This is a genomic window from Terriglobales bacterium (genome assembly GCA_035457425.1).
GTDB lineage: Bacteria > Acidobacteriota > Terriglobia > Terriglobales > Acidobacteriaceae > JACPNR01.
The window spans coordinates 1-19394 of record DATIBR010000010.1 but is presented as its reverse complement, the minus strand read 5'-3'; the positions used below and the strand labels follow the sequence as shown (position 1 = coordinate 19394).

21 protein-coding genes and 1 tRNA gene are annotated in these 19394 nt (G+C 67.1%); 6 read left to right on the top strand and 16 right to left on the bottom strand.

The features are described from left to right. Positions 1–244: 244 nt before the first annotated feature. Complete coding sequence (locus tag VLA96_01030) at positions 245–478, top strand: hypothetical protein (GenBank protein HSE47769.1); 234 nt, start codon at positions 245–247, stop codon at positions 476–478. 62 nt (positions 479–540) lie between these two features. On the opposite strand, the gene VLA96_01025 is transcribed toward VLA96_01030, so the two are convergent. Beyond that, a complete protein-coding gene (locus tag VLA96_01025; protein ID HSE47768.1) occupies positions 541–828 on the bottom strand; it encodes a hypothetical protein in 288 nt (95 codons plus the stop codon). Between the two features lie 139 nt (positions 829–967). Here VLA96_01025 and VLA96_01020 point away from each other — a divergent pair, with 139 nt between their 5' ends. The 3 genes from VLA96_01020 to fabF all read left to right on the top strand — a co-directional run bounded on the left by VLA96_01020 (position 968) and on the right by fabF (position 4948). Next, positions 968–3310 carry a serine/threonine-protein kinase gene (locus VLA96_01020; GenBank protein HSE47767.1) on the top strand — a complete coding sequence of 781 codons (2343 nt, stop codon included), beginning with the start codon at positions 968–970 and terminating at the stop codon, positions 3308–3310. Between the two features lie 150 nt (positions 3311–3460). Further along, entirely contained in the window at positions 3461–3703 is a 243-nt protein-coding gene (gene acpP, locus VLA96_01015; protein ID HSE47766.1) for an acyl carrier protein, read from the top strand. Positions 3704–3706: 3 nt separating this feature from the next. Further along, entirely contained in the window at positions 3707–4948 is a 1242-nt protein-coding gene (gene fabF, locus VLA96_01010; protein HSE47765.1) for a beta-ketoacyl-ACP synthase II, read from the top strand. Between the two features lie 52 nt (positions 4949–5000). On the opposite strand, the gene VLA96_01005 is transcribed toward fabF, so the two are convergent. From VLA96_01005 to VLA96_00975, 7 genes are all read right to left on the bottom strand, one after another. After that, on the bottom strand, positions 5001–6155 hold the full coding sequence (locus VLA96_01005) for a PilZ domain-containing protein (GenBank protein ID HSE47764.1): 1155 nt from the start codon (positions 6153–6155) through the stop codon (positions 5001–5003). A 148-nt stretch (positions 6156–6303) separates the two neighbouring features. Beyond that, positions 6304–6666 (bottom strand): hypothetical protein, encoded by a 363-nt coding sequence (locus VLA96_01000; protein ID HSE47763.1) that lies wholly within the window; start codon positions 6664–6666, stop codon positions 6304–6306. A 100-nt stretch (positions 6667–6766) separates the two neighbouring features. Continuing rightward, complete coding sequence (locus tag VLA96_00995; protein ID HSE47762.1) at positions 6767–7165, bottom strand: hypothetical protein; 399 nt, start codon at positions 7163–7165, stop codon at positions 6767–6769. Positions 7166–7269: 104 nt separating this feature from the next. Beyond that, the gene (locus VLA96_00990; protein ID HSE47761.1) at positions 7270–8334 is read right to left on the bottom strand and encodes a PDZ domain-containing protein; all 1065 of its coding nucleotides are present in this window, start codon (positions 8332–8334) and stop codon (positions 7270–7272) included. Between the two features lie 10 nt (positions 8335–8344). After that, positions 8345–9607 carry a hypothetical protein gene (locus tag VLA96_00985; protein HSE47760.1) on the bottom strand — a complete coding sequence of 421 codons (1263 nt, stop codon included), beginning with the start codon at positions 9605–9607 and terminating at the stop codon, positions 8345–8347. Between the two features lie 36 nt (positions 9608–9643). Beyond that, on the bottom strand, positions 9644–10579 hold the full coding sequence (locus tag VLA96_00980) for a HEAT repeat domain-containing protein (GenBank protein ID HSE47759.1): 936 nt from the start codon (positions 10577–10579) through the stop codon (positions 9644–9646). 4 nt (positions 10580–10583) lie between these two features. Then, the gene (locus VLA96_00975) at positions 10584–11141 is read right to left on the bottom strand and encodes a sigma-70 family RNA polymerase sigma factor (protein ID HSE47758.1); all 558 of its coding nucleotides are present in this window, start codon (positions 11139–11141) and stop codon (positions 10584–10586) included. A 515-nt stretch (positions 11142–11656) separates the two neighbouring features. Here VLA96_00975 and VLA96_00970 point away from each other — a divergent pair. Both VLA96_00970 and VLA96_00965 read left to right on the top strand, forming a co-directional pair. After that, a complete protein-coding gene (locus VLA96_00970; protein ID HSE47757.1) occupies positions 11657–12688 on the top strand; it encodes an NAD(P)/FAD-dependent oxidoreductase in 1032 nt (343 codons plus the stop codon). Between the two features lie 132 nt (positions 12689–12820). Next, on the top strand, positions 12821–13939 hold the full coding sequence (locus tag VLA96_00965) for a c-type cytochrome (GenBank protein ID HSE47756.1): 1119 nt from the start codon (positions 12821–12823) through the stop codon (positions 13937–13939). A gap of 54 nt (positions 13940–13993) precedes the next feature. Here VLA96_00965 and rplI read toward each other — a convergent pair whose 3' ends face one another. The 8 genes from rplI to ispE all read right to left on the bottom strand — a co-directional run bounded on the left by rplI (position 13994) and on the right by ispE (position 19259). Continuing rightward, a complete protein-coding gene (gene rplI, locus VLA96_00960; protein HSE47755.1) occupies positions 13994–14440 on the bottom strand; it encodes a 50S ribosomal protein L9 in 447 nt (148 codons plus the stop codon). 107 nt (positions 14441–14547) lie between these two features. After that, entirely contained in the window at positions 14548–14994 is a 447-nt protein-coding gene (gene rpsR / locus VLA96_00955; GenBank protein HSE47754.1) for a 30S ribosomal protein S18, read from the bottom strand. A gap of 41 nt (positions 14995–15035) precedes the next feature. Beyond that, on the bottom strand, positions 15036–15446 hold the full coding sequence (rpsF, locus tag VLA96_00950) for a 30S ribosomal protein S6 (GenBank protein ID HSE47753.1): 411 nt from the start codon (positions 15444–15446) through the stop codon (positions 15036–15038). Between the two features lie 19 nt (positions 15447–15465). After that, positions 15466–16056, bottom strand: a complete 591-nt coding sequence (gene pth, locus VLA96_00945; GenBank protein HSE47752.1) for an aminoacyl-tRNA hydrolase — start codon at positions 16054–16056, stop codon at positions 15466–15468. A 96-nt stretch (positions 16057–16152) separates the two neighbouring features. Further along, entirely contained in the window at positions 16153–16890 is a 738-nt protein-coding gene (locus tag VLA96_00940; protein HSE47751.1) for a 50S ribosomal protein L25, read from the bottom strand. Positions 16891–16945: 55 nt separating this feature from the next. Then, complete coding sequence (locus VLA96_00935; GenBank protein ID HSE47750.1) at positions 16946–17971, bottom strand: ribose-phosphate pyrophosphokinase; 1026 nt, start codon at positions 17969–17971, stop codon at positions 16946–16948. Between the two features lie 116 nt (positions 17972–18087). Beyond that, positions 18088–18161, bottom strand: a tRNA-Gln gene (locus VLA96_00930). An 81-nt stretch (positions 18162–18242) separates the two neighbouring features. After that, positions 18243–19259 carry a 4-(cytidine 5'-diphospho)-2-C-methyl-D-erythritol kinase gene (gene ispE / locus VLA96_00925; protein ID HSE47749.1) on the bottom strand — a complete coding sequence of 339 codons (1017 nt, stop codon included), beginning with the start codon at positions 19257–19259 and terminating at the stop codon, positions 18243–18245. Between the last annotated feature and the right edge of the window lie 135 nt (positions 19260–19394).

The following is a 19394-nucleotide window of genomic DNA, read 5'->3' as shown; positions in this document are numbered from 1 at the left end:
TAGGGACATGGGTTCAATCACTTAGCGGACTACGGAGGGGATCACGCAGGAAAGATTTACATCGCGGGGTGTCGTCCATGCCACGCGAAGAAAAAACAACCAAATGCCCGCCTGCGCCCATCTCACACCCGAAGCAAGATCGGGCCCGTAGTGTATGCGCAGTGCGAGATCAGGTCGTCGAGGGTTGGAGTTGGTGAGATCGGACGAACGGATCCAGTCGCCCTTTTTCCGCGTGGGTGAGCCCGTGCCCGAGAGCGGCGTCTACCGCGTATTTCACTCGGAGCACCGCGTGAGCCATGAAGTCACGCTGGTGGGCGGGCAGGACTTCCCGCGCTGCTCGCACTGCGGCAACGACGTCCACTTCGAAATGCTGCACTCCGCGCCCGAGATCGACCAGGACCCCAACTTCAGCACCCGTCGCCTCTACGAGATCCCCCATCCCGAAGACGCGCACGAGCGGGGCGAGAAGATCGCCTAAGCGCTCCCCTCCCAGCGGGTCAGATTCATTTTGAGCGAGCTGTGGTGTCGCGCAGGCGACGGCTAGCGGGCGGCGGCGCGCTTCCGGGCGCGATCCGATTCTTCCTTCAGCCGGATGAACCACAGGTACAGCTCGTCGGCCTTGCGGATGTCTTCGGCCAGCACGCGCGCGTCGGCGCAGTTGATGACGGCGTTCTCGTTGTGCCTGGTCTGCAGCACCTTGGAGATCTGGTAGAGCTCGTCGACCTTGGAGTGCATGATGCGCAGGTCGGCGATCAGGCGGATCTCGTCCACCGTCATCTGCGAGTTGGACGAGGCGGAGTGGCGGCCGCCTTTCATCGACTTGATCATGGCCGGCTATTCTACGACAAACCAGGGTTCCTCGTGTGACGAGGCATTTACCATGAAGTAACCCCACGGTGGAAAGCGCGCGACCTCGCGCTTCCGGCGGCCCGCAAACACTGCTAACATCCGCCGCGTCTTCCCTCCTATGGCGACACCCGGGCCCGCGATCGGCGAAGTCATCGGCGACTACCGCGTCCTGCGCAAGCTGGGCGAGGGCGGCATGGGCGTGGTGTACCTGGCCGAGGACACGCGGCTCGGCCGCCGGGTGGCGCTGAAGGCGCTGGCCCGCGACTACGCCGGCGACCTTGAGCGGCGGCGGCGCTTCCTGAACGAGGCGCGCGCGGCCGCCGCCTTCAACCACGCCAACGTCGCCGCCGTCTACGAGCTGGAAGAGCGCGGCGACGACGTCTTCATCATCTTCGAGTTCGTGGAAGGCCACACCCTGCGCGCGCTGGTCGAGACCGGCGGCGCCGCGCTCGAGCAGCTCCTCGGCATCGCGGTCCAGGTGGCCGCCGCGCTCGAAGCCGCCCACGCCAAGGGCATCGTGCATCGCGACCTCAAGCCCGAGAACGTGATGCTGTCTTCCTCCGGCGACGTGAAGGTGCTGGACTTCGGCCTGGCCCGCTTCGACTCGGGCGTGCTCGGCGGGATGTCGGCCACGCAATCCTTCGGCCTCACCCAGGCCGGCACCGTGATGGGCACGGTCGGCTACATGTCGCCCGAGCAGCTCGAAGGCCGGCCCACCGACTTCCGTTCCGACATCTTCTCCTTCGGCGTCCTGATGTACGAGCTGGCCGCGGGCACGCATCCCTTCGCCGGCGCGACCCCGGCTTCCACCATCGCCAACGTGATGACGCAGGAGCCGCCGCCGCTGACCGCGACCGGAGCGCTCCACCCCGCCGAGCTGGAGCGCATCGTGCGCAAGTGCCTGCGCAAGTCGCGCGACGAACGCTACCAGTCCACCCGCGAGCTGCTGGTGGACCTGAAGAACCTCAAGCGCGATTCGGGCTCGTCCCAGGTGCTGACCGCGCCGCTGCGCGCCACGCCGGAGGACGAGAGCAGCCTGTTCCGCGCCGTCGCCGCGCGCGCCGGTGTCACCCCGCGCCGCTGGTGGGAGCTGCACCAGCTCTTCGTCGTCTTCCTCTACACGCCTCTGGCACTCTGGCTCGCGTTCCAGGGCTCGACCTCGCTGAGCGCCGCGCTCAACACCGGCCTCGCCGGCAACTGGCACGGCTGGGGAAAGCTGACCGAAGCCGTCGCTTCCGGAAAGGGCACCGCCATCTGGATGGCCGCCGGCCTGCCGCTCTACATCGGCCTGACTTTCTTTCTCGTCATCGCCGCGGTGCTGCGGCTGTACTCGATCGTGCTCGCCATGTTCCTGCCCGCCCGCCTGCAGGAAGACGTGGTCAAGATGCGCGCCGCTCTGCGTCCCATCGAGAGCTTCGCCGGCATGATGCTGGCCTTCGTCGGCTTCCTGCTGTTGCGGACCGGCAGCGGCATCGTGCTCGGCTCCATCCTCGCCGCACTCGGTGCCATGGCGCTGTTCGCCGTCGTCACCGTGGAGCCCGTGATGTTCCACGCCGCCTTCCCGCAGGTCGAGCAACCGCGGCGAGATCCCGCGGCGGCGAAAGCGCGCATCCTGGCGGGCCTCCAGGCGATGTTCGCCCTGGTCTACGCCGGACTAGGCATCGCCGCCTCGCACATGCTGCAGGAGTCGCTTACCGGCGCGTTACGCATGCCCAACCCGCAGGCCACCACGACGGCCGTCGTGGTCGTGGTCATGACGGGGTTCTTCCTGTGCGCCGCCTCGGCCGTCGGCCTCCTCACGCGGCCCGCGGAAAAGGCTCGCACCTTCCGGCGCTTCTTTCCGGCGTTCGCAGCCGCCAACATCCTCGCCGGCATCGCTTTGGGCGCGGCCACCGTACCGCTGCTGAATTCGTTCCTCCTGTTATTCATTGTGGCCATTGCGGTCGTGCCCGTGACCTTCTATGAGCGCCGGCTCGCGCGCGAGCTCGCGCCTCCGGAACCGCATGCCCCATCAGACTTCTCTTCCCGTCGCGACCAGGCCTGGTGGCTGCTTCATCAGCTCGCCAATCTCCTCGTGCTTGCGCCCTGGGTCGGGTACTGGGGGAGTCTCACGCGGGGCTACTACCCGCCCTTCGGCAAGCTCGCGTTCTTTCTGCTGGTGCTGCTGGTGGGCGCGCGCTGGTCGCTGCACTTCGTGCTGATGTGCGTCTGGACGGGGCACCGCCCCGGCGTGGCCGCGACCTGGCGGCGGGTGTCGGGCCCGCTGCGCTACACCGGCTTCGGCATCGTCGCCACCATGCTGACCGAGGCAGCCATGGCCGCCGCGAACGACCAGCTTGTCTTCGGCTCCCTGCTCGGCGCGCTCGCCATGGGCGGCCTGGTCAGCGTGCTCTACATCGAACCGCTGCTGATCCCGCCCGGCATGCCGGCGGAAGACGCCGCCGGCACTTCCCGCGTTTGACCGTTTCCTTGTCCGCCGTTTAGCATGAGGGGTTGGTCGGCGCCCGGCGGAGCTGCTAGAACGAGCTGCTACGGGCGTTTATCGTTTCCCCGCGCGCGATTCCGGTACACTAGGCGGTTTAACGCCGACATCAGGAGAGACTAGATTCCCATGGCAGCCGTTGAAGAGAAGGTAAAGCAGATCATCGTCGAGCAGCTGGGCGTGGATGAGGGCGAAGTCACCGCCAACGCGTCGTTCGTAGACGACCTGGGCGCCGACTCGCTCGACACCGTCGAGCTCGTCATGGCGTTCGAAGAGGCGTTCGACATCGAGATCCCCGACGAGGACGCGGAGAAGATCCGCACCGTCAAGGACGCCGTCGACTACATCGACAAGCACGCCAAGGGGAAGTAACGTTTGGCGCGTCGCGTAGTCGTCACCGGCCTGGGGCTCATCTGCGCGGTCGGTAACAGCACGGAAGAGGCGTGGAAGAACCTGCTCGCCGGGCAGAGCGGCGTGCACAAGATCACGCAGTTCGACGCCTCCGCCTTCGCCTGCCAGATCGCCGCCGAGGTCCGCAACTTCGATCCGCTGCAGTTCATCGAGAAAAAAGAGCTCAAGAAGATGGGCCGCTTCATCCACCTGGCGCTCGCCGCCACCGAGGAAGCGGTGAAGTCTTCCGGGCTCCAGGTCACGCCGCAGAACGCGGAGCGCGTGGGCGTGCACATCGGCTCCGGCATCGGCGGCTTCGACGTCATCGAGCGCGAGCATCGCAACCTGCTCGAGGGCGGCCCGCGCAAGATCTCGCCGTTCTTCATCCCCGCCGCCATCGTGAACCTCGCCGCCGGGCACGTGAGCATCCGCTGGGGTGCGAAGGGGCCGAACGAAGCCACCGCCACCGCCTGCACCACCTCGGCGCACTCCATCGGCGACGCCATGAAGATCATCCAGCGCGGCGCGGCCGACGTCATGATCGCCGGCGGCACCGAGGCCGCGATCACGCCCATGGGCATCGGCGGCTTCGCTGCCATGCGCGCGCTCTCCACCCGCAATGACGAACCCGAGAAGGCTTCCCGCCCCTGGGACCAGGGCCGCGACGGCTTTGTCGTGGGCGAAGGCGCCGGGATCCTGATCCTGGAAGAGCTGGAGCACGCCAGGGCGCGCGGCGCCAAGATCCTGGCCGAGCTCGTGGGGTACGGCATGAGCGGCGACGCCTACCACATCACCCAGCCCGCCGAGGGCGGCGAGGGCGCGGTGCGCGTGATGAAGAACACGCTCGCCGACGCCGGCGTTCCGCCGACCGTCGTCGGCTACGTCAACGCGCACGGCACCTCCACGCCGCTGGGCGACAAGCAGGAGTCGCAGGCGGTGAAGGGCGCGTTCGGAGAGCATGCCAACCAGCTGGCGGTCAGCTCCACCAAGTCCATGACCGGACACCTGCTGGGCGGCGCCGGCGGGCTCGAGGCCGGCATCACCGTGCTCGCGCTGCGCGACCAGGTGCTGCCGCCCACCATCAACCACGACAACCCGGATCCCGAGTGCGACCTCGACTACGTGCCCAACAAGTCGCGCAAGGCGACCATCGAGTACGCGCTCTCCAACTCGTTCGGCTTCGGCGGGACGAACGGCTCCCTGCTGTTCAAGGTGTGGAACGGATAAGCTGCTGTTTGGCTTTTGGTCAAAAGCGAAGAGCCAATAGCCAAGAGCGGTTTCATTCCGCGGCGGGCAGCACTTCGCACACTTCCGTGAGCTGCTTGTGCTGCTCGCGCGTCAGCCCCACGAACTCAAAGCCCACGCGGCTGCGCCGGCGGTGGCGCACGTCGGCGTGCACCTTCATCGACTCCAGCGACGGCAGGCTCAGGTGCAGCAGCACCGGCTCGCCCGGCGCCAGGTCGCCGTGCACCTTGGCGCCGAGGCCTTCCGAGCTGATGTCCTCGCACACCGCCTGCAGCAGCACCGGCTGTCCGCTGCGGATGGTGACCACGGAAAGGCCGACGTCGAGCCCCGCGCGGATGCTCTGCCGCGCGCGCGGCAGTGTCTCCTCCGGAGCCGGGGCCGGGGCCGCCGGTTTGTCCGAGGTCGCCACGGCGGCAACGACCTCCTGCACCGCCCCCACGCGCCCTCCCGTACTCTTCTTCTTCTTGCTGGAGCGCGATTGGATCGCGGCGTGCGGGTCTTCTGCCGCCACGCGCCCGCGCTCCGCCAGCCAGTTGACGAGCGCGCCCTGCGCGCTGTCGGCCATCGAAGTGAAGTGGACGCCGACGCGCCCGTGATCGTCGGCCCAGGTGATCTCGCCTTCCGCCTCGAGGGGCTGCGCATGGCCAGGGAGCAGGAAGCGCGCGCGCAATTGGCCGCGCCGCTCGGTGTACTCGCTCAGCCGCAGCGCCATGCCGCCCTCGCTCAGGTCCAGGATCTCGGCCGTCTTGTTCGGCGCGCCGGTGAACATGAGCGTCGCGGCCACGTCCTCCAGGTTGTGACGGAAGTGGCGGCGGCGCTCCCGCATCATCAGGCCGTGCGCCGCGCGCAGGCTGGTCTTGGTCTTCTCGATCGAGAGCGGCTTGTAGAGGATGAAGCCCGCGCCGAAGGTGAACGCCTCCTTCACGCTCGTCATGCCCTCGAGGATGGCGAACGAGACCGCGCGCTGCCCGCCCGGGCTTTCCTTGATGTCGCGCAGCAGGTCGGCGGAGCGCTCGATCGCCCCGTCGACGAAGACGCCGTCGAAGCGCCGCGTCACCAGGTGACGCGCCGCATCATCGCGCGAGGCGCACAGCTCCATCGCGATGCTCATCTCGCCGAGCAGGACCTGCAGGACCTTGACCGTCCGCTGATCGGCGCTACAGACCAGTGCGTTGAGTTGGATCTCCATGGGCAGCCCGGGAGGCTTCTCCGATATTACAAGCACGCCTTTTCGCGGCAACAAAAAAACCGGCCCTACATCTGACGAAAGTAATCTTACGAAGGTAATCGAAAAAAAGGGGCCCGGCCGAAGCCGGACCCCGCAGCGTTGGTGAGGGTTAGCTCTTCGTCTTCTTGGACGTCTTCGTGCTGCTCTTCGCGGCCTTCGCGTGGCAGCTCTCCGACACCATGTTCACCTTGGTGGCGTTGAAGGTCCTGGACTTCGCGTCCGCGCCCTTCTCCCAGGTGCCGGTCAGCTTCACTTTGTGGCCCACGTGACCCGCCAGGTCCTCGCTGCTGGTGACCGGGACGTCCTTCGACCCCTTCTTCACCATGTAGGAACCAGCCGAGCCTTCCACGCAGCCGGTCAGGCTGGCGGTCTTGGGGGCCGCGGGCGCCTTCGACGACGACTTGCTCTTGTCGGAAGCGTACAGGCCGAGCGACAGTGCAAACACGAACACAGCGATCATCAACTTCTTCATACTGTTCTCCTTGTGGGCATCCGCCTCGGCGGACGCCGGAAAATAGGTGGACGCAGCCGCTCACCGCGCGAGCGCGGGAGCGAGTGGGACTGATTTGCGTCTAGAGGACGGGCGCGGGGTCGGGCAACTGGGCGCGGGCGCGCGGGATGGCTTCCTTGTGGAAGCGGGTGCGCGCCACCGGGCGCTCGCATGCCGCGCGGGCGTGGCCGGTACCAGGGAGGGAAGTCGGAAAAGCGGTCGCGACGGCCGGGGTCTCGGCGGTCGGATGCTGCGGCTGTGCCTGGACGGCGCGACGGCGAAGGTCGCTCGCGTCGTCGTCATCCTCGGCGTCGCACGCGTCGAACGCTGCGGCGGTGGCGAGGAAGGCGTCGCTCTGCTCGCAGTCGAGGACGCGATAGACGTCCGCGGCCGCGGCGCGCTCGCACGCCGAGGCCGTCGCGCCCTCCATCGGGGAGGGCACCGCGCTCAGCAATGCCAGCAGTAGGACAGACAGGTGCATCGACGTACCCTTAGATGATAGCCGCCGCCCCTTGGGTGCGCAAATTCGGGTGCGCAAAGAAGAAGGGCCGGCTCCGGGCGGCCCTGGGGTTACGGCGACAGCCGCTATTCGTTGTCGTCGTCCGGTTCCCGCAACTGCTTTTCTTTCAGCTCTTTATGCTGCTGCTTCAGCTCTTCCTGCTGCCGCTTGAGCTCCTGCTTCTGCTTCTGCATATCCTGCTTCAGCTTGGTCTTGGCCTTCGACATCTCTTTCTTGACCTGGTCCTTGTTCTTGTCCCACTCGACCTTCGCCTTGAGCATGGCCAGCTCCATGGCCTCGGGGCCGATGGCGGCCAGCTCGTCGAAATCGAAGTCGAGATCGAGGTCGAAGTCGGGAAGCACGATGCGGTTGCGGTTGGACGATTGCTTCTTGTCCGGCAGGGTAAGGGTGAGCGTCTGCTCGCGCTTGTCGCGCACGATGCCGACCGGCACCTTGCCGCTCTTGTTGCGCAACGCGCTGCGCCAGTCGCCGCGGTCGCCCACCGGCTCCTGCTCCACCTTCACGATCACGTCGCCCGCCTTGAAGCCCGCGCTCTCGGCCGGCGAACCCTTCTCCACCGAGCGCACCAGCAGGCCCTCGCCGTTCTTCACGCCGAAGAACTCGCCCAGTTGCGTGGTCAGCGGCTCCAGCACCAGCCCGACGCGGCTGGTGGACGTGGTGGTGACGTAGATCTCCGGGATCTCGATCATGCGCGGCGCGTCGGGCGCGCGCGGCGTCCGCGGCATCACGATGCGCGGCTGCACCCAGGTCTTGTAGACCATCTTCTTGTCCGCCAGCGTGACCGAAAGATTCTGCTGGTTGCCGTCGCGGCTGATGGTGAGCTGCACGGTGCGGCCCGGCGGCGTCTCGCGGATCATCCGCCGCAACTGCTCCACGCTTCCCACACCCTGCCCGTTGAACTGCAGGATGACGTCGTGCTCCTTGAGCCCCGCCTTGCCGGCCGGGGCGTCGTTGTCCACCATCGTGATCTCGACGCCCGCTTCCGACTTCAGCTTCAGGGCCTGCACGCGGTCCGCCGTCACGTCGTCCACGTCCACGCCCAGGTAGCTCTGCCCTTCTCCCGCCCACGCGGCCGACGCAAGGACCAGCACCGCGAGGACGGCGAAGAATCTGCTGCTAGGACTGCGCATGATCGTTCTCCTACTTCCCTTTCCTGAACTCGATGTTCCCGATGGTGGTCGAGGCCTTCAGGAATGGCCCGCCGCCGTTGATCGTGCCTTCCGCCCAGATCGTCTTGGGCGCTCCCCAGTCGCCATCGCCTTCGCTGGAGATCTTCAGCTCCGAGAAGTCGCTGCGGATCTTGTGACCGTGCGCTTGCTCGATGGCTGCCCGGATGTTCACTCCCAGGTTAGACGGGAGTACCACGATGATGTCACCCGCGGTGGTCTCGAATCGCGAATCGCTGAACGCGCTCCTCGGGCCCACGAACTCCACGAAGATCGACCCCCCGGCGGTCTCCGCCTTGGCGCCGCCCTTCACCTGCATCAGCTTGATGGAGCCGCCGGCGGTGTCGGCGTCCACGCGCCCGCCCGACGAGCCCAGCCGGATCGAGCCGCCCGCGGTCGAGAGCTTCGCGATGCCCGCCACGTCGCCCACGTCGATGTTGCCGCCCGCCGTCTCCGCCGTCAGGTCGCCGCCGATCTGCTGCGCCCGGATCGAGCCGCCCGCCGTATCGAGGTACGCCGGCGCCTTGATCGTCCCGACGTCGATGGAACCGCCGGAAGTCTCCGCGCGCGTGAAACCCGCGGCGTTCCGGATGGTGATGGAGCCGCCTGAGGTCTCGACCTTCACGTCCGCGCCCGCCGAGCCCACGTCGATCGAGCCGCCCAAGGTCGAGGCCACGATGCTGCCGCCGACCTGGTCGAGCGCGATGGAGCCGCCCATCGTCTCCAGGTCCACGCGGCCCCAGATGTTGCTGGTCGCGATGCCACCGCCCTGCGTGCGCACGAACACCAGCTGCACGCCGCGCGGCACCTGGATGTCGAAATCCACCGACGCCCGCCCGTGCGTCGATTCGCATTGCCCGCGGAACGCGGCCACCTCGCCCGTCGTCCACGCCGCGATCTTGAACTGCTCGAAGCGCCGCTTCGCCGCTTCCTCGCTGCCGCCGTAGACCTTCTTGCGCAGCGTGTAGCTCACGTTGCCGCGGTCCGCGCCCGTCACCCGCACCGAGCCCGCGTCGGTCGAGACCTTGATGATCTTCGCCGTCGGCAGCTCGCCCGTCGTCTGCTGCACCCAGGCGTTGCCTTCGCGAGAGATGTTCGAGGAGCTGCCTGCCGGCGTCTCGCCCAGCCCGCCCATCTGGTCCCACGACTGGTCCGGGGCCGCGGAATACGACTGGTCGGCCACGCCCAGCGTCGCCGCCAGCGCCAGCACTGCTCCGAGTTGAAAGATGCGCTTCACTTGTCCGTTACAGCCTTTCTCTCCGGTCGAAAACCCTTAGTCCATCTCCGGCGCTTGCGCCAGGATGCGCTTCGATTCGTTCTTGATGAAGTTGTTCGGATCCTTGTCGGCGAGCTGCATCAGCACCGCGCGCACGCTCGCGTCCTGCTTCACCTGCCGGATCACGTTGAGCGCCTGCGTGCGCACGCCCGGGTTGGAGTCGCCCATCAGCGCCTCCAGCATCGCGTCGCGCACCCGCATGTCTTCCTTCACGTACGGCTTCAGCGCTTCCAGCGACTTCAGGCGCACGCCCACGTTCTTGTCGTAGCGCAGCGCGTAGATGAGCGCCTCGCGCACCTTCGAGTCTTCCGGCTTCTGCGTCAGCAGCGCGACCGAATCCATGCGCACGCCCGAGTTCGTGTTGTTCCGCGCCGCGAACAACAGCAGCTGCTGGATGGCCGGGTCGTCGAGCGAACCCTCCGCCTGCGCCGGCGTCAGCGTGCTGTAGTTGATGTGCACCTTGTTCGACCCGGGCTCCTGCGTGATGCCGCTGATCGACGCGATGGCAGGCTGGTCCGGCGCCGGTCCCTGCGCCGTCGGAGTCGTGATCGTCCCGCCCTTGCGCAGCATCGCGTAGGTCGTCATCACGCCGCCGGCGAATCCGAAGATGAGCAGCGCCACCGTCAGCGCGGGCGCCAGCTTCACCTGCTGCAGCCACCCGGCAACATCGAACGCGAAGCGCGACCAGCCGCCCGACTGGTGCGCGGTCTCGAGCGCTTCCTGCAGCCTCATGCGCGAGGCCGCCAGCAGGTTCGGAGAGGGCTCCTCGACCGCCACCGCCGACATCGTCATCTTGAAGTCGCCCGCGGCGGCCAGCTCCCGCTTGCACGCCGCGCAGCGCTCCGCGTGCTGCTCCACCTCGTGCCGCTCGGCGTCCGTCAGCTCGTCGTAGATGTACAGCGCCGCGTTTTCCTTCACCCAATCGCAGTTCATGGTCTTACCTCATCGGCGCGAGCGAAGCCCGCAGCTTCTGCGTCGCGCGGAACAACGTGTTCTTGGCCGTCTCTTCGGTCGTGTTCAGCATTTCGCCGATCGTCCGCAGTTTCAGGCCCTGGTAGTGCTTCAGCTCGAACACCATGCGCTCGCGCGGTGTGAGCCGCCCGAGCGCGTGTTGGATCTTGCCGCCCAGCTCCCGGCGCATCAGGTCGTGCTCCGGGTTGGCGTGCGCGCGCGCGTCCTTCACCTGGTCGAGCACGCTGTACTCTTCGCCGTCCGAGTCCGTGACCACGCCCGAGTCTTCCTTGCGCACCTGGCGTTTCCGGATGTGGTCGAGACACAGGTTCGTCACGATCCGGTACATCCAGGTGTAGAACGAACACTCGAAGCGGAAGCTCCCGATGTTGCGGTACGCCTTCAGGAACGCTTCCTGGTAGATGTCTTGTGCGTCCTGCTCCGACCCGGTGAGGTGGAGCGCGAGGCGCAGGACGCTGCGGTCGTACTGGCGCACGAGTTCTTCGAACGCTGCGCGGTCGCCGCGCTGCGCCCCTCGGATCAACAGGCTGTCGTCTGCGCGATTCAGGGCCTGACTGACCATGCGCCCCCGCACTGCGGGGAGAGATTTGGGACCGCGAGCGCCAACCGCCGTCAAAATCATGGCTTCGGCCGGCATGCTTCTCCTGACTTCGTCCTACCTCTTCGAGCCCTTCGCCTAATCCCAACAAGGGGCTCGACTTACACCTCTAAGAGACGTGTCAGAAGCGGTTCCGTGAGCAAGCCGGATTATAGTTTATGTGGATTTGGCAGACGGCTTGCATCCGGGCCGCATCTATCCACCTCGATGAGGGTAGGCGCCGGCGACTCGCCGGCGCGGCAAGGCGTGAAATCCACTGAAAACAAACCGCTTACGGACGTCGTCGTTATCGGCGCCGGCGCCGCCGGCTTGGTCGCCGCCGGCGAGCTCTCCCGCGCCGGCCTGAAGGTCGGGAGTTCGTTCACGGACGGCCGCCGGAGATCTTCGACCTGGCAAGACCCGCGCGCATCGAGGTCGCGCCCGTCACCGGCGAGATGTGGGTGAAGCGCGCCGGGCGCCTCGAGCAGGACAACGACTTCTTCGCGGAGGTGGACGCCATCCTCGCCAAGATGAAGAAAGGTGAGCGCGACCGCAGCTTCCAGGAGTTCGTCGACGAGTGCTGCCCGCAGGGATCCGACGCGAAACGCTGGGCCATGCAGTACGTCCAAGGCTTCCACGCCGCGCGGCCCGAGCGCATCGGCGTCTGGGGGTTGATCGAAGCCGAGGAAGCTTCCGAACAGATCGATGGCGACGCGCAGTTCCGCGTCCTCAACGGATACTCGCTGCTGGTCGAGCACCTGCGCGCGCAGCTCGGCCCGGCGTGCCACCTTCACCTGCACGCCATCGTCGAGCGCGTGACGTGGCGCCGCGGCCAGGTGGAGGTCGCGCTCACCCACGGCCAGACCCTGCGCGCGCGGAAGGCGGTCGTGACCCTGCCGCTCGGCGTGCTGCAAGCCGGCAGCGTGCGCTTCGACCCGCCGCTCGCCTCCAAGCAGCGCGCGCTCGCCTGCCTCGAGATGGGCGCGGTCGTCCGCGTCGCGCTGCGCTTCCGCGAGCGCTTCTGGGAGAGCGTGAAGGACGCCGCCGGCAAGTCGCTCGCCGAACTCGGCTTCCTGTTCTCCGAAGACCCGCACTTCCCGACCTGGTGGTCCCAGCTCCCGGCGCGCACCGCCGTGCTGACGGCGTGGTCCGCCGGGCCGCGCGGCGAGCAGAACTCCGGCCTCTCGCACGACGCCCTCTCGCGGCGCGCCCTCGACTCGCTGGCCTCCCTCCTGGACTTTGACCGCGCCCGCCTGGGCGCGCTGCTGCTCTCGGCGCACGCGCACGACTGGCAGTCGGACCCGTTCGCGCGTGGCGGATACAGCTACCTCGCCGCCGGCGGCGAGGGCGCCGAGCGCGAGCTCGCCGCGCCCCTCGACGACACGCTCTTCTTCGCCGGCGAGGCCGCCAACTTCGAAGGCCACAACGGCACCGTCAACGGCGCCATGATGACCGGCTACCGCGTCGCCCGCGAGCTCCTGGAAAGGCTCTAGACACCTACGTAGCCCGGCACGTCAGTGCCGGGACTATCGCACCCGTCACGCACCTTGAGTCGGCTTTAGCCGACGGCACTTGCTCCGTCGTCTATACTTCAGGCCCTCTCATCCCGACGCAGGAGAATCTCCATGAGAGCCGCGCTCGCTCTGCTCGCACTCGCTTCCGTCGCGCTCGCGCAAACCACGCCCGCGCCCGCGAAATCCCCAACGCAACCCAAGACTGCCGCCGAGCAGTTCAAGAACGTCAAGGTGCTGAAGGACGTCCCGGCGGACCAGTGGTTCGCGACCATGGCCTTCGTCGCGGGCTCGCTCGGCGTCGGCTGCGATCACTGCCACGTCACCACCGCGTGGGAAAAAGACGACAAGCCTGCGAAGCTGCGCGCCCGCGAGATGATGCAGATGGTCCGGCAGATCAACGCGCAGAATTTTCCCGACCAACCCAACCGCGTCACCTGCACGACCTGCCACAACGGCTCGACCAAGCCGGCCCGCTCGCCGGCAGTCGCGCTCGCCGGCTGGACGAAGGAGTACGCCGCCGCAACGGCGCCCAGGAAAGAAGCTCCGGAAGCCCCGCCCACGGCCGACCAGGTGCTCGCCAACTACCGGCTCGCCATCGGCGGAGCGAACGTCGCGCGCGTGCAGACGCGCCAGTATTCCGGCACCGTCACCAGCTACAACGCCCGCGCCGAAGGCCCGCGCTCGCTCGAACAAGACGTGCTCATCGCGGGCGACAAGGTGCGCGTCGAGGTCACCGAAGCACAAGGCAACACGCTGGTCGTCTACGACGGCCGCAGCGGCTGGGTCCAGACGCCGAAGGAATCCCACGCCATGGCGCCCGCCGAGATCGAGAACATCCGCACCAACGTCCTCGGCAACCTGCGCGTCGATTACCTGCCCGCGTTCACGCAGGCTGTCCTGCGCGGCGAAGACAAGGTGCGCGGCGCTGCTGTCTGGGCCGTCGACCTCACGCTCTCCGACGGCAAGACGGAAACGTATCTCTTCGACCAGGAGAGCGGCCTGCTCCTCCTGCGCCGCGCCACGCAGACCAGCGCTTTCGGCAAGTTCCCCGCCGAGACCTGGTTCATGGACTACAAGGACGTCGGCGGCGGCGTCCGTATTCCCTTGACCATCATCACCGCCAACGTGAGCCACGGCATCGTCCGGCGCTACGACGAGATCCGCGTCAACGTGCCGGTGGACATGAAGAAATTCACCCCGCCCGCCGGCGCGACCGGCACCGGCGACTAGCGCAAAACAGAAAGAGGCGGGCTCTTCGCCCGCCTCTTCACACGTCGAAAACCCTTACTCCGCTTCCTTCTCCACCACGACCTGGAACTTCACGTGGACGTCGCGGTGCAGCCGCACGCTCACGGTGTGCTCGCCCAGCGTCTTGATGGGCTCCGATTCGATCTTCCGGCGATCGACCTCGATGCCCTTCTTCCCCAGCTCCTCGGCGATCTCGCTCGAGGTGACCGACCCGAACAGGTGGTCCTTCTCGCCGGCTTTGCGGCGGAAGTGCAGCGCCAGGCCTTCGAACTGCCCGGCGAGCGCCTGCGCGTCGCCGCGCTCGCGCTCCGAGCGGCGCTCCGCCGCCTGCTTCATCTGCTCGATCACGGCCTTGTTGGCCGTGCTCGCCTCGATAGCGAGCTTGCGCGGCAGCAGGTAGTTGCGGCCGTAGCCCTCGGCGACCTTCACCACGTCGCCGCGGTTACCCAGCTTGGGAACGTCTTCTTTCAGGATGACTTCCATGTCTTCAGTCCTCGCTCGCGCCTTCGGCGCGCAGAATGTCGTCGGCCCTCGGTCGTCGGCCGCCACGGTCCCGGCCGAAGGCCGACGACCGAAGACCGACGACGCTCCTAGAACCTTGCCTGGAACGGCAGCAGCGCGATGTTGCGCGCCTGCTTGATGGCGGCAGACAAGCGCCGCTGGTGCGGCGTGCACACGCCCGTCAGCCGTCGCGGCACGATCTTGCCGCGCTCGGCGACGAACTGCCGCAGCAGCCCGACGTCCTTGTAGTCGATCGCGTCGATCTTCTCCACGCAGAACTTGCACACCTTCTTCCGGCGGAAGAACTTGCGGTCGCCGCGCGGCCCTCCCGGGCCGCTGCCCGGCCGGCGCTCGCCGCGCGGGCCGCCCGGCCCGCCCGGACGCCCTTCCCGCCGCTGGTAGCTGCCGCCCCCGTGCGTGGGAGCCGACGGCGTCGGCGTGCTCGCCGCCTGCGCCGGCGCCGCCGCCGGCGCTTCGGTGGTCGTAGTCGTCTCCGTCGCCGGAGCCGCTTCGTTCGTCTTCACTTCGTCTGCCATAACTCTCCTGATCGGTGCTTTCCTGATTCGTTTGCGAGTCCCTAGGACGCAGCCGGCGTGGTGGTGGCCGGCTCGCCCGGCGCCGGCTCGCCCGCCGGCGTGATGGGCGCGCGCTTCACCCGCGTCGCGCGGATCTTCTTGATCTTGTCGAGCCGCTTCTGCTCCTCGTCGATGCGCACGGTGAGGAACTTCATCACCGGCTCCGAGACGCGCAGGCGCCGCTCCAGCTCGTGCACCATCTCGCCCGAGCCCTCCACCGTCAGCAACACGTAGTTGCCGTCGAGGAAGCGCTGCACCATGTAGGCCAGCCGGCGCTTGCCCAGCCGCTCCACCTTCTGCACCTTGCCGCCCGAGCCCTGCACGGTCGCTTCGAAGCCCGCTACCAGCTTGTCCACGTCCTCGTCCTGCTGGTCGGGCCGCACGATGAACATCACTTCGTAAACACGATTCATTTGCTTCTCCTGAACTCTTTCAGCCCGCGGCTGAACCTTCTTCCTTCTTCCGGTTGAAGCGGTTCATCGCCGCCGCCGGTCCTGCCTGCAAGATCACCTGCACTGCCTCGGCCGCCGCGTCCAGCATCTCAGCGGCCACGTTGAGCTGCGCCTTCTTCATCGGCGCCAGCACGTAGTCGCGGCCGTTGCGCACCGGGTGATCCGGCCCGATCCCGAGCCGGATGCGCAGGAACTCTTCCGTCCCCAGCGCCCCGATGATCGACTTGACGCCGTTGTGGCCCCCCGCCGAGCCGCGTTCGCGGATCCGGATCGTCCCCCACGACAGGTCCAGTTCGTCGTAGATCACGACCATGTCCTTGGTCGGGTCGATCCCCAACTCGCTGACCAGCGCTCCCACCGCCAGCCCGCTCAGGTTCATGTAGGTCTCCGGCTTGGCCAGGAGCACTTCATGTCCCGCGAGCGAGCACTTGCCCGTGAGCGCGCGCGACCTGCGATTCCCGATCTGCCCGCCGCAGTCTTCCGCGATGCGGTCCAGCGCCAGGAATCCGAGGTTGTGCGGCGTGAACTGATACTCGATGCCGGGATTTCCGAGTCCGACGATCAGCTTCACGCCCGCACCCAAAATGACAAAGAACGACTTGCGAGTCGTGAGTCCCGAGTTGCGAGTAGCCGAAATGCTCGGGACTCGCAGCTCGCAACTCGCAACTTATTTCTCCTTCTTTTCCTTCTTCGCAGGAGCCTCGCCCGCCGCGGCAGGCTCGGCGCCTTCCTCTTCCGTCTCCTGCTTGCCCTTCTTGATGACCTCGGGCTCGGCGGGAGCGGCAGCCGCGTCGGCCACAGCCTCCGGCGCCGGCGCGACCTCTTCCTTCACGCTGACGATGTGCGCCACCGGCGTGTTCTCGTCGGTCATGTACTTGTACTTGTCGGAGTGCGGCAGGTCCGCCACGCGGCGCACCTGCGTGAACACCAGCTCGGTCACGTCCATGTCGATGTGGCTCGGGATGTCGCCCGGCAAGCACTCGATCTCCACCTCGCGCGTGATCTGCTCGAGGATGCCGCCCTGCGTCTTCACGCCTTCCGCCAGCCCGGTCAGCATCACCGGCACCTTGACGCGCAGCCTCTCGTCCATCGCGATGCGCTTCATGTCGATGTGCAGCAGGTGTCCCTTGATGGGCTCGTACTGCCAGTCGATGATCATCGCCTTGGTCTTCTCCCCGCCCGCGACCAGGTCAAAGATGGTGTTGTGCCCCGCCTCCGAGTGCAGGATGCGAGTGATCGCCTTGGGGTCGACGGCGAGCGCCATGGTCTGCTTCTTCGCGCCGTAGAGCACCGCGGGGATGCGTCCCTGGGCGCGCAGGCGGCGCGCTTCGTTCTTGCCGCGCGACGCGTCCTGGCGCGGCTGCGCTTCGACCGTGTTCGTGGGTTGCTGCGTTCCGGTTGCCATTTCTCTTTACGTCCTTCCGAATTCAGGATCTCTCGAACCGCTCTTGGCTCTTGCCCTACGTGAACAGCGTGGAGACCGAAGTCTCCTCGTGAATGCTCTGGATGGCGCGGGCCATCAGCCCCGCCACCGAAAGCACCCGGATCTTCTTCTCGTTCTTGCCCGCTTCCGTCAGCGGGATGGTGTTGGTCACGATGACCTGCTCGATGCGCGACTTCGCGATGCGCTCGATCGCCGGCCCGCTCAGCACCGGGTGCGTGGCGCAGGCAAACACCTTGGCCGCGCCCGCTTCCAGCAGCGCGTCCCCGGTCTTCACCAGCGTGCCGGCGGTGTCGATGATGTCGTCCAGGATGAGCGCGGTGCGGCCCTGCACGTCGCCGATGACGTGCATCACTTCCGCCACGTTCATCTCCGTGCGGCGTTTGTCCACGATGGCCAGCGGCGCGTCCACCTTCTTCGCGAAGAACCGCGCGCGCTCCACGCCGCCCGCGTCGGGCGACACCACCGTCAGGTTCGGGAACGCCTGCTCTTTCACGTAGCCCACCAGCACCGGCGACGCGAACAGGTGGTCCACCGGGATGTTGAAGAACCCCTGGATCTGCGGCGCGTGCAGGTCCACGATGAGCGCGCGGTCGGCGCCCGCCGTGGTCAGCAGGTCCGCCACCAGCTTCGACGATACCGGCACCCGCGGCTTGTCCTTGCGGTCCTGCCGCGCGTAGCCGTAGTACGGGATGACGGTCGTGATGCGCCGGGCCGACGCGCGCTTCAGCGCGTCGATCATCAGCAGCAGCTCCATCAGGTGCTGGTCCACCGGGAAGCACGTGGGCTGCACCACGAACACGTCGGCGCCGCGCACGTTCTCCATGATCTGCAGGTAGACCTCGCCGTCGGAGAAGCGCTTCAGCTCGGCTTGCGAGCGCGGCATCCCGAGGAAGGCGCAGATCTCGTCGGCCAGCGGCTCGTTCGCCGTGCCGGAGAAGATCTTGAACTTGTCGTCGTGGCGCGCGCGCTGCGGCTTGCGCTCGCCCTTGGGCTGCGTCGCTTGCGGCTTTTTTTCCGTCGTCGCGGTTCCCACGGTCGCCATGTTCTGCTCTCGCGTTGGAGTTTGACTGCTCAATCGTCTCAGTTCCGAGCTGCGAGTCCCGAGTCGCGAGTGGCACGGCCACTCACATCTCGCGACTCCCAACTCTTGCCTCAACCTGGCTGGGCGGCCAGGATTCGAACCTGGACAAAGTGCTCCAAAGGCACTTGACCTGCCATTAGTCGACCGCCCAAAACCCGTTTCGAGTTCCCAGTCTCCCGTTTCCAGCTTCCGCCTCTTGAAACTCGAAACCTGAAACTCGAAACTCAGCGGTCTAGCCCCACAGCCGCTTCCAGTATTCCGCGCGCGGCAGCGTCTGGCTCGCGACCGCGTTCAACCCGTCGACGCTCAGCCTCTTCGCTGCCTTCTCCGCCTCGCCGCTCGAGCCAAAAAGCCCAAACAACGACGACCCGGAACCCGACAGCGCGGCAAAGCTTGCGCCCGCGCGCTCCAAGGCCCGCTTCACTTCTCGCAATTCTGAATGCTGGGGAAAGACGACGCGTTCGAAGTCGTTCTCTATCCCGGCACGGACAAGGTCGAGAAGCAGTGCCTCGGCCCGGTCCCCGCTCTTGGCGGGAACACCGGAGGAAGTACCACTCAGCCAGCTCCAAACCGAGCCGCTGAACCTGTTCATTGTATCGTGCTGCTCCGGGACGGTCAATTTCTGGCGCGATGCGGCGCCCCCGGGGCGCGGCAGCTCGTCGTCGTCCCCGCCCTGGTCGTGGTCGTGCAGCCGGTCCCAGTCGGCAAACGCCCGCGCCGTCGATACCCCCACCTCCGGCGCCACCAGCACGCAGTCCAGCGCGGGCAGGTCGGGCAGCGGGTAGACGTCCTCCCCTCGCCCCAGACCCAGCACCGTCCCTCCGACCAGGAATAACGGGACGTCCGACCCGATCTCGGCCGCCAGCTTGAGCTTCTCATCGCCTGGCAGCTGCGCCTTGAGAGCGCGCTCCAGCCCCAGCAGCGTGGCGGCGGCGTTCGACGACGCCCCGCCTACCCCTCCCTCGACCGGCAGTTTCTTCTCGATGGTCAGGACCACGCGCTTGCGCTGCTTCACGGACTTCAGCAGCCGCTCCGCCACGCGCCAGCAGGTGTTCGACTCGTCGGTCGGGACGCGCGCGTCCTTCGACCGGATCTCGATGCCCGTGCCGGGCTTCAGCTCGAGCTTGATGACGTCGTGCAGCGCCAGCGTCTGGTAGACGGTGCGCAGTTCGTGGAAGCCGTCCGCGCGCCGCGCGCCGATGCGCAGCCCGAGATTGATCTTGGCGAACGAGCGTACGGCCAGTGGCATGGCGCACGCATTGTATATGCGCGCTCCATGAAAATATCCCCGGCGTGGCCGTCGCCGGGGCGCGTCCCGCGCGCCGTCCTTACCGGAGGATGTCCAGCTCGCGGGACATCTACTTAGACTTGCGCTCGTCTTCGG

Excerpts from the sequence above, each read along its gene's own strand:
- VLA96_00935 (HSE47750.1), bottom strand. The coding sequence starts at position 17,971 with ATGGCGACCGTGGGAACCGCGACGACGGAAAAAAAGCCGCAAGCGACG.
- VLA96_01005 (HSE47764.1), bottom strand. The coding sequence starts at position 6,155 with ATGGAGATCCAACTCAACGCACTGGTCTGTAGCGCCGATCAGCGGACG.
- rpsF (HSE47753.1), bottom strand. The coding sequence starts at position 15,446 with ATGAATCGTGTTTACGAAGTGATGTTCATCGTGCGGCCCGACCAGCAG.
- ispE (HSE47749.1), bottom strand. The coding sequence starts at position 19,259 with ATGCCACTGGCCGTACGCTCGTTCGCCAAGATCAATCTCGGGCTGCGC.
- rplI (HSE47755.1), bottom strand. The coding sequence starts at position 14,440 with ATGGAAGTCATCCTGAAAGAAGACGTTCCCAAGCTGGGTAACCGCGGC.
- VLA96_00965 (HSE47756.1), top strand. The coding sequence starts at position 12,821 with ATGAGAGCCGCGCTCGCTCTGCTCGCACTCGCTTCCGTCGCGCTCGCG.
- VLA96_00995 (HSE47762.1), bottom strand. The coding sequence starts at position 7,165 with ATGCACCTGTCTGTCCTACTGCTGGCATTGCTGAGCGCGGTGCCCTCC.
- VLA96_00980 (HSE47759.1), bottom strand. The coding sequence starts at position 10,579 with ATGAACTGCGATTGGGTGAAGGAAAACGCGGCGCTGTACATCTACGAC.
- acpP (HSE47766.1), top strand. The coding sequence starts at position 3,461 with ATGGCAGCCGTTGAAGAGAAGGTAAAGCAGATCATCGTCGAGCAGCTG.
- VLA96_01020 (HSE47767.1), top strand. The coding sequence starts at position 968 with ATGGCGACACCCGGGCCCGCGATCGGCGAAGTCATCGGCGACTACCGC.
- rpsR (HSE47754.1), bottom strand. The coding sequence starts at position 14,994 with ATGGCAGACGAAGTGAAGACGAACGAAGCGGCTCCGGCGACGGAGACG.
- VLA96_00990 (HSE47761.1), bottom strand. The coding sequence starts at position 8,334 with ATGCGCAGTCCTAGCAGCAGATTCTTCGCCGTCCTCGCGGTGCTGGTC.
- VLA96_00940 (HSE47751.1), bottom strand. The coding sequence starts at position 16,890 with ATGGCAACCGGAACGCAGCAACCCACGAACACGGTCGAAGCGCAGCCG.
- VLA96_01025 (HSE47768.1), bottom strand. The coding sequence starts at position 828 with ATGATCAAGTCGATGAAAGGCGGCCGCCACTCCGCCTCGTCCAACTCG.
- VLA96_01000 (HSE47763.1), bottom strand. The coding sequence starts at position 6,666 with ATGAAGAAGTTGATGATCGCTGTGTTCGTGTTTGCACTGTCGCTCGGC.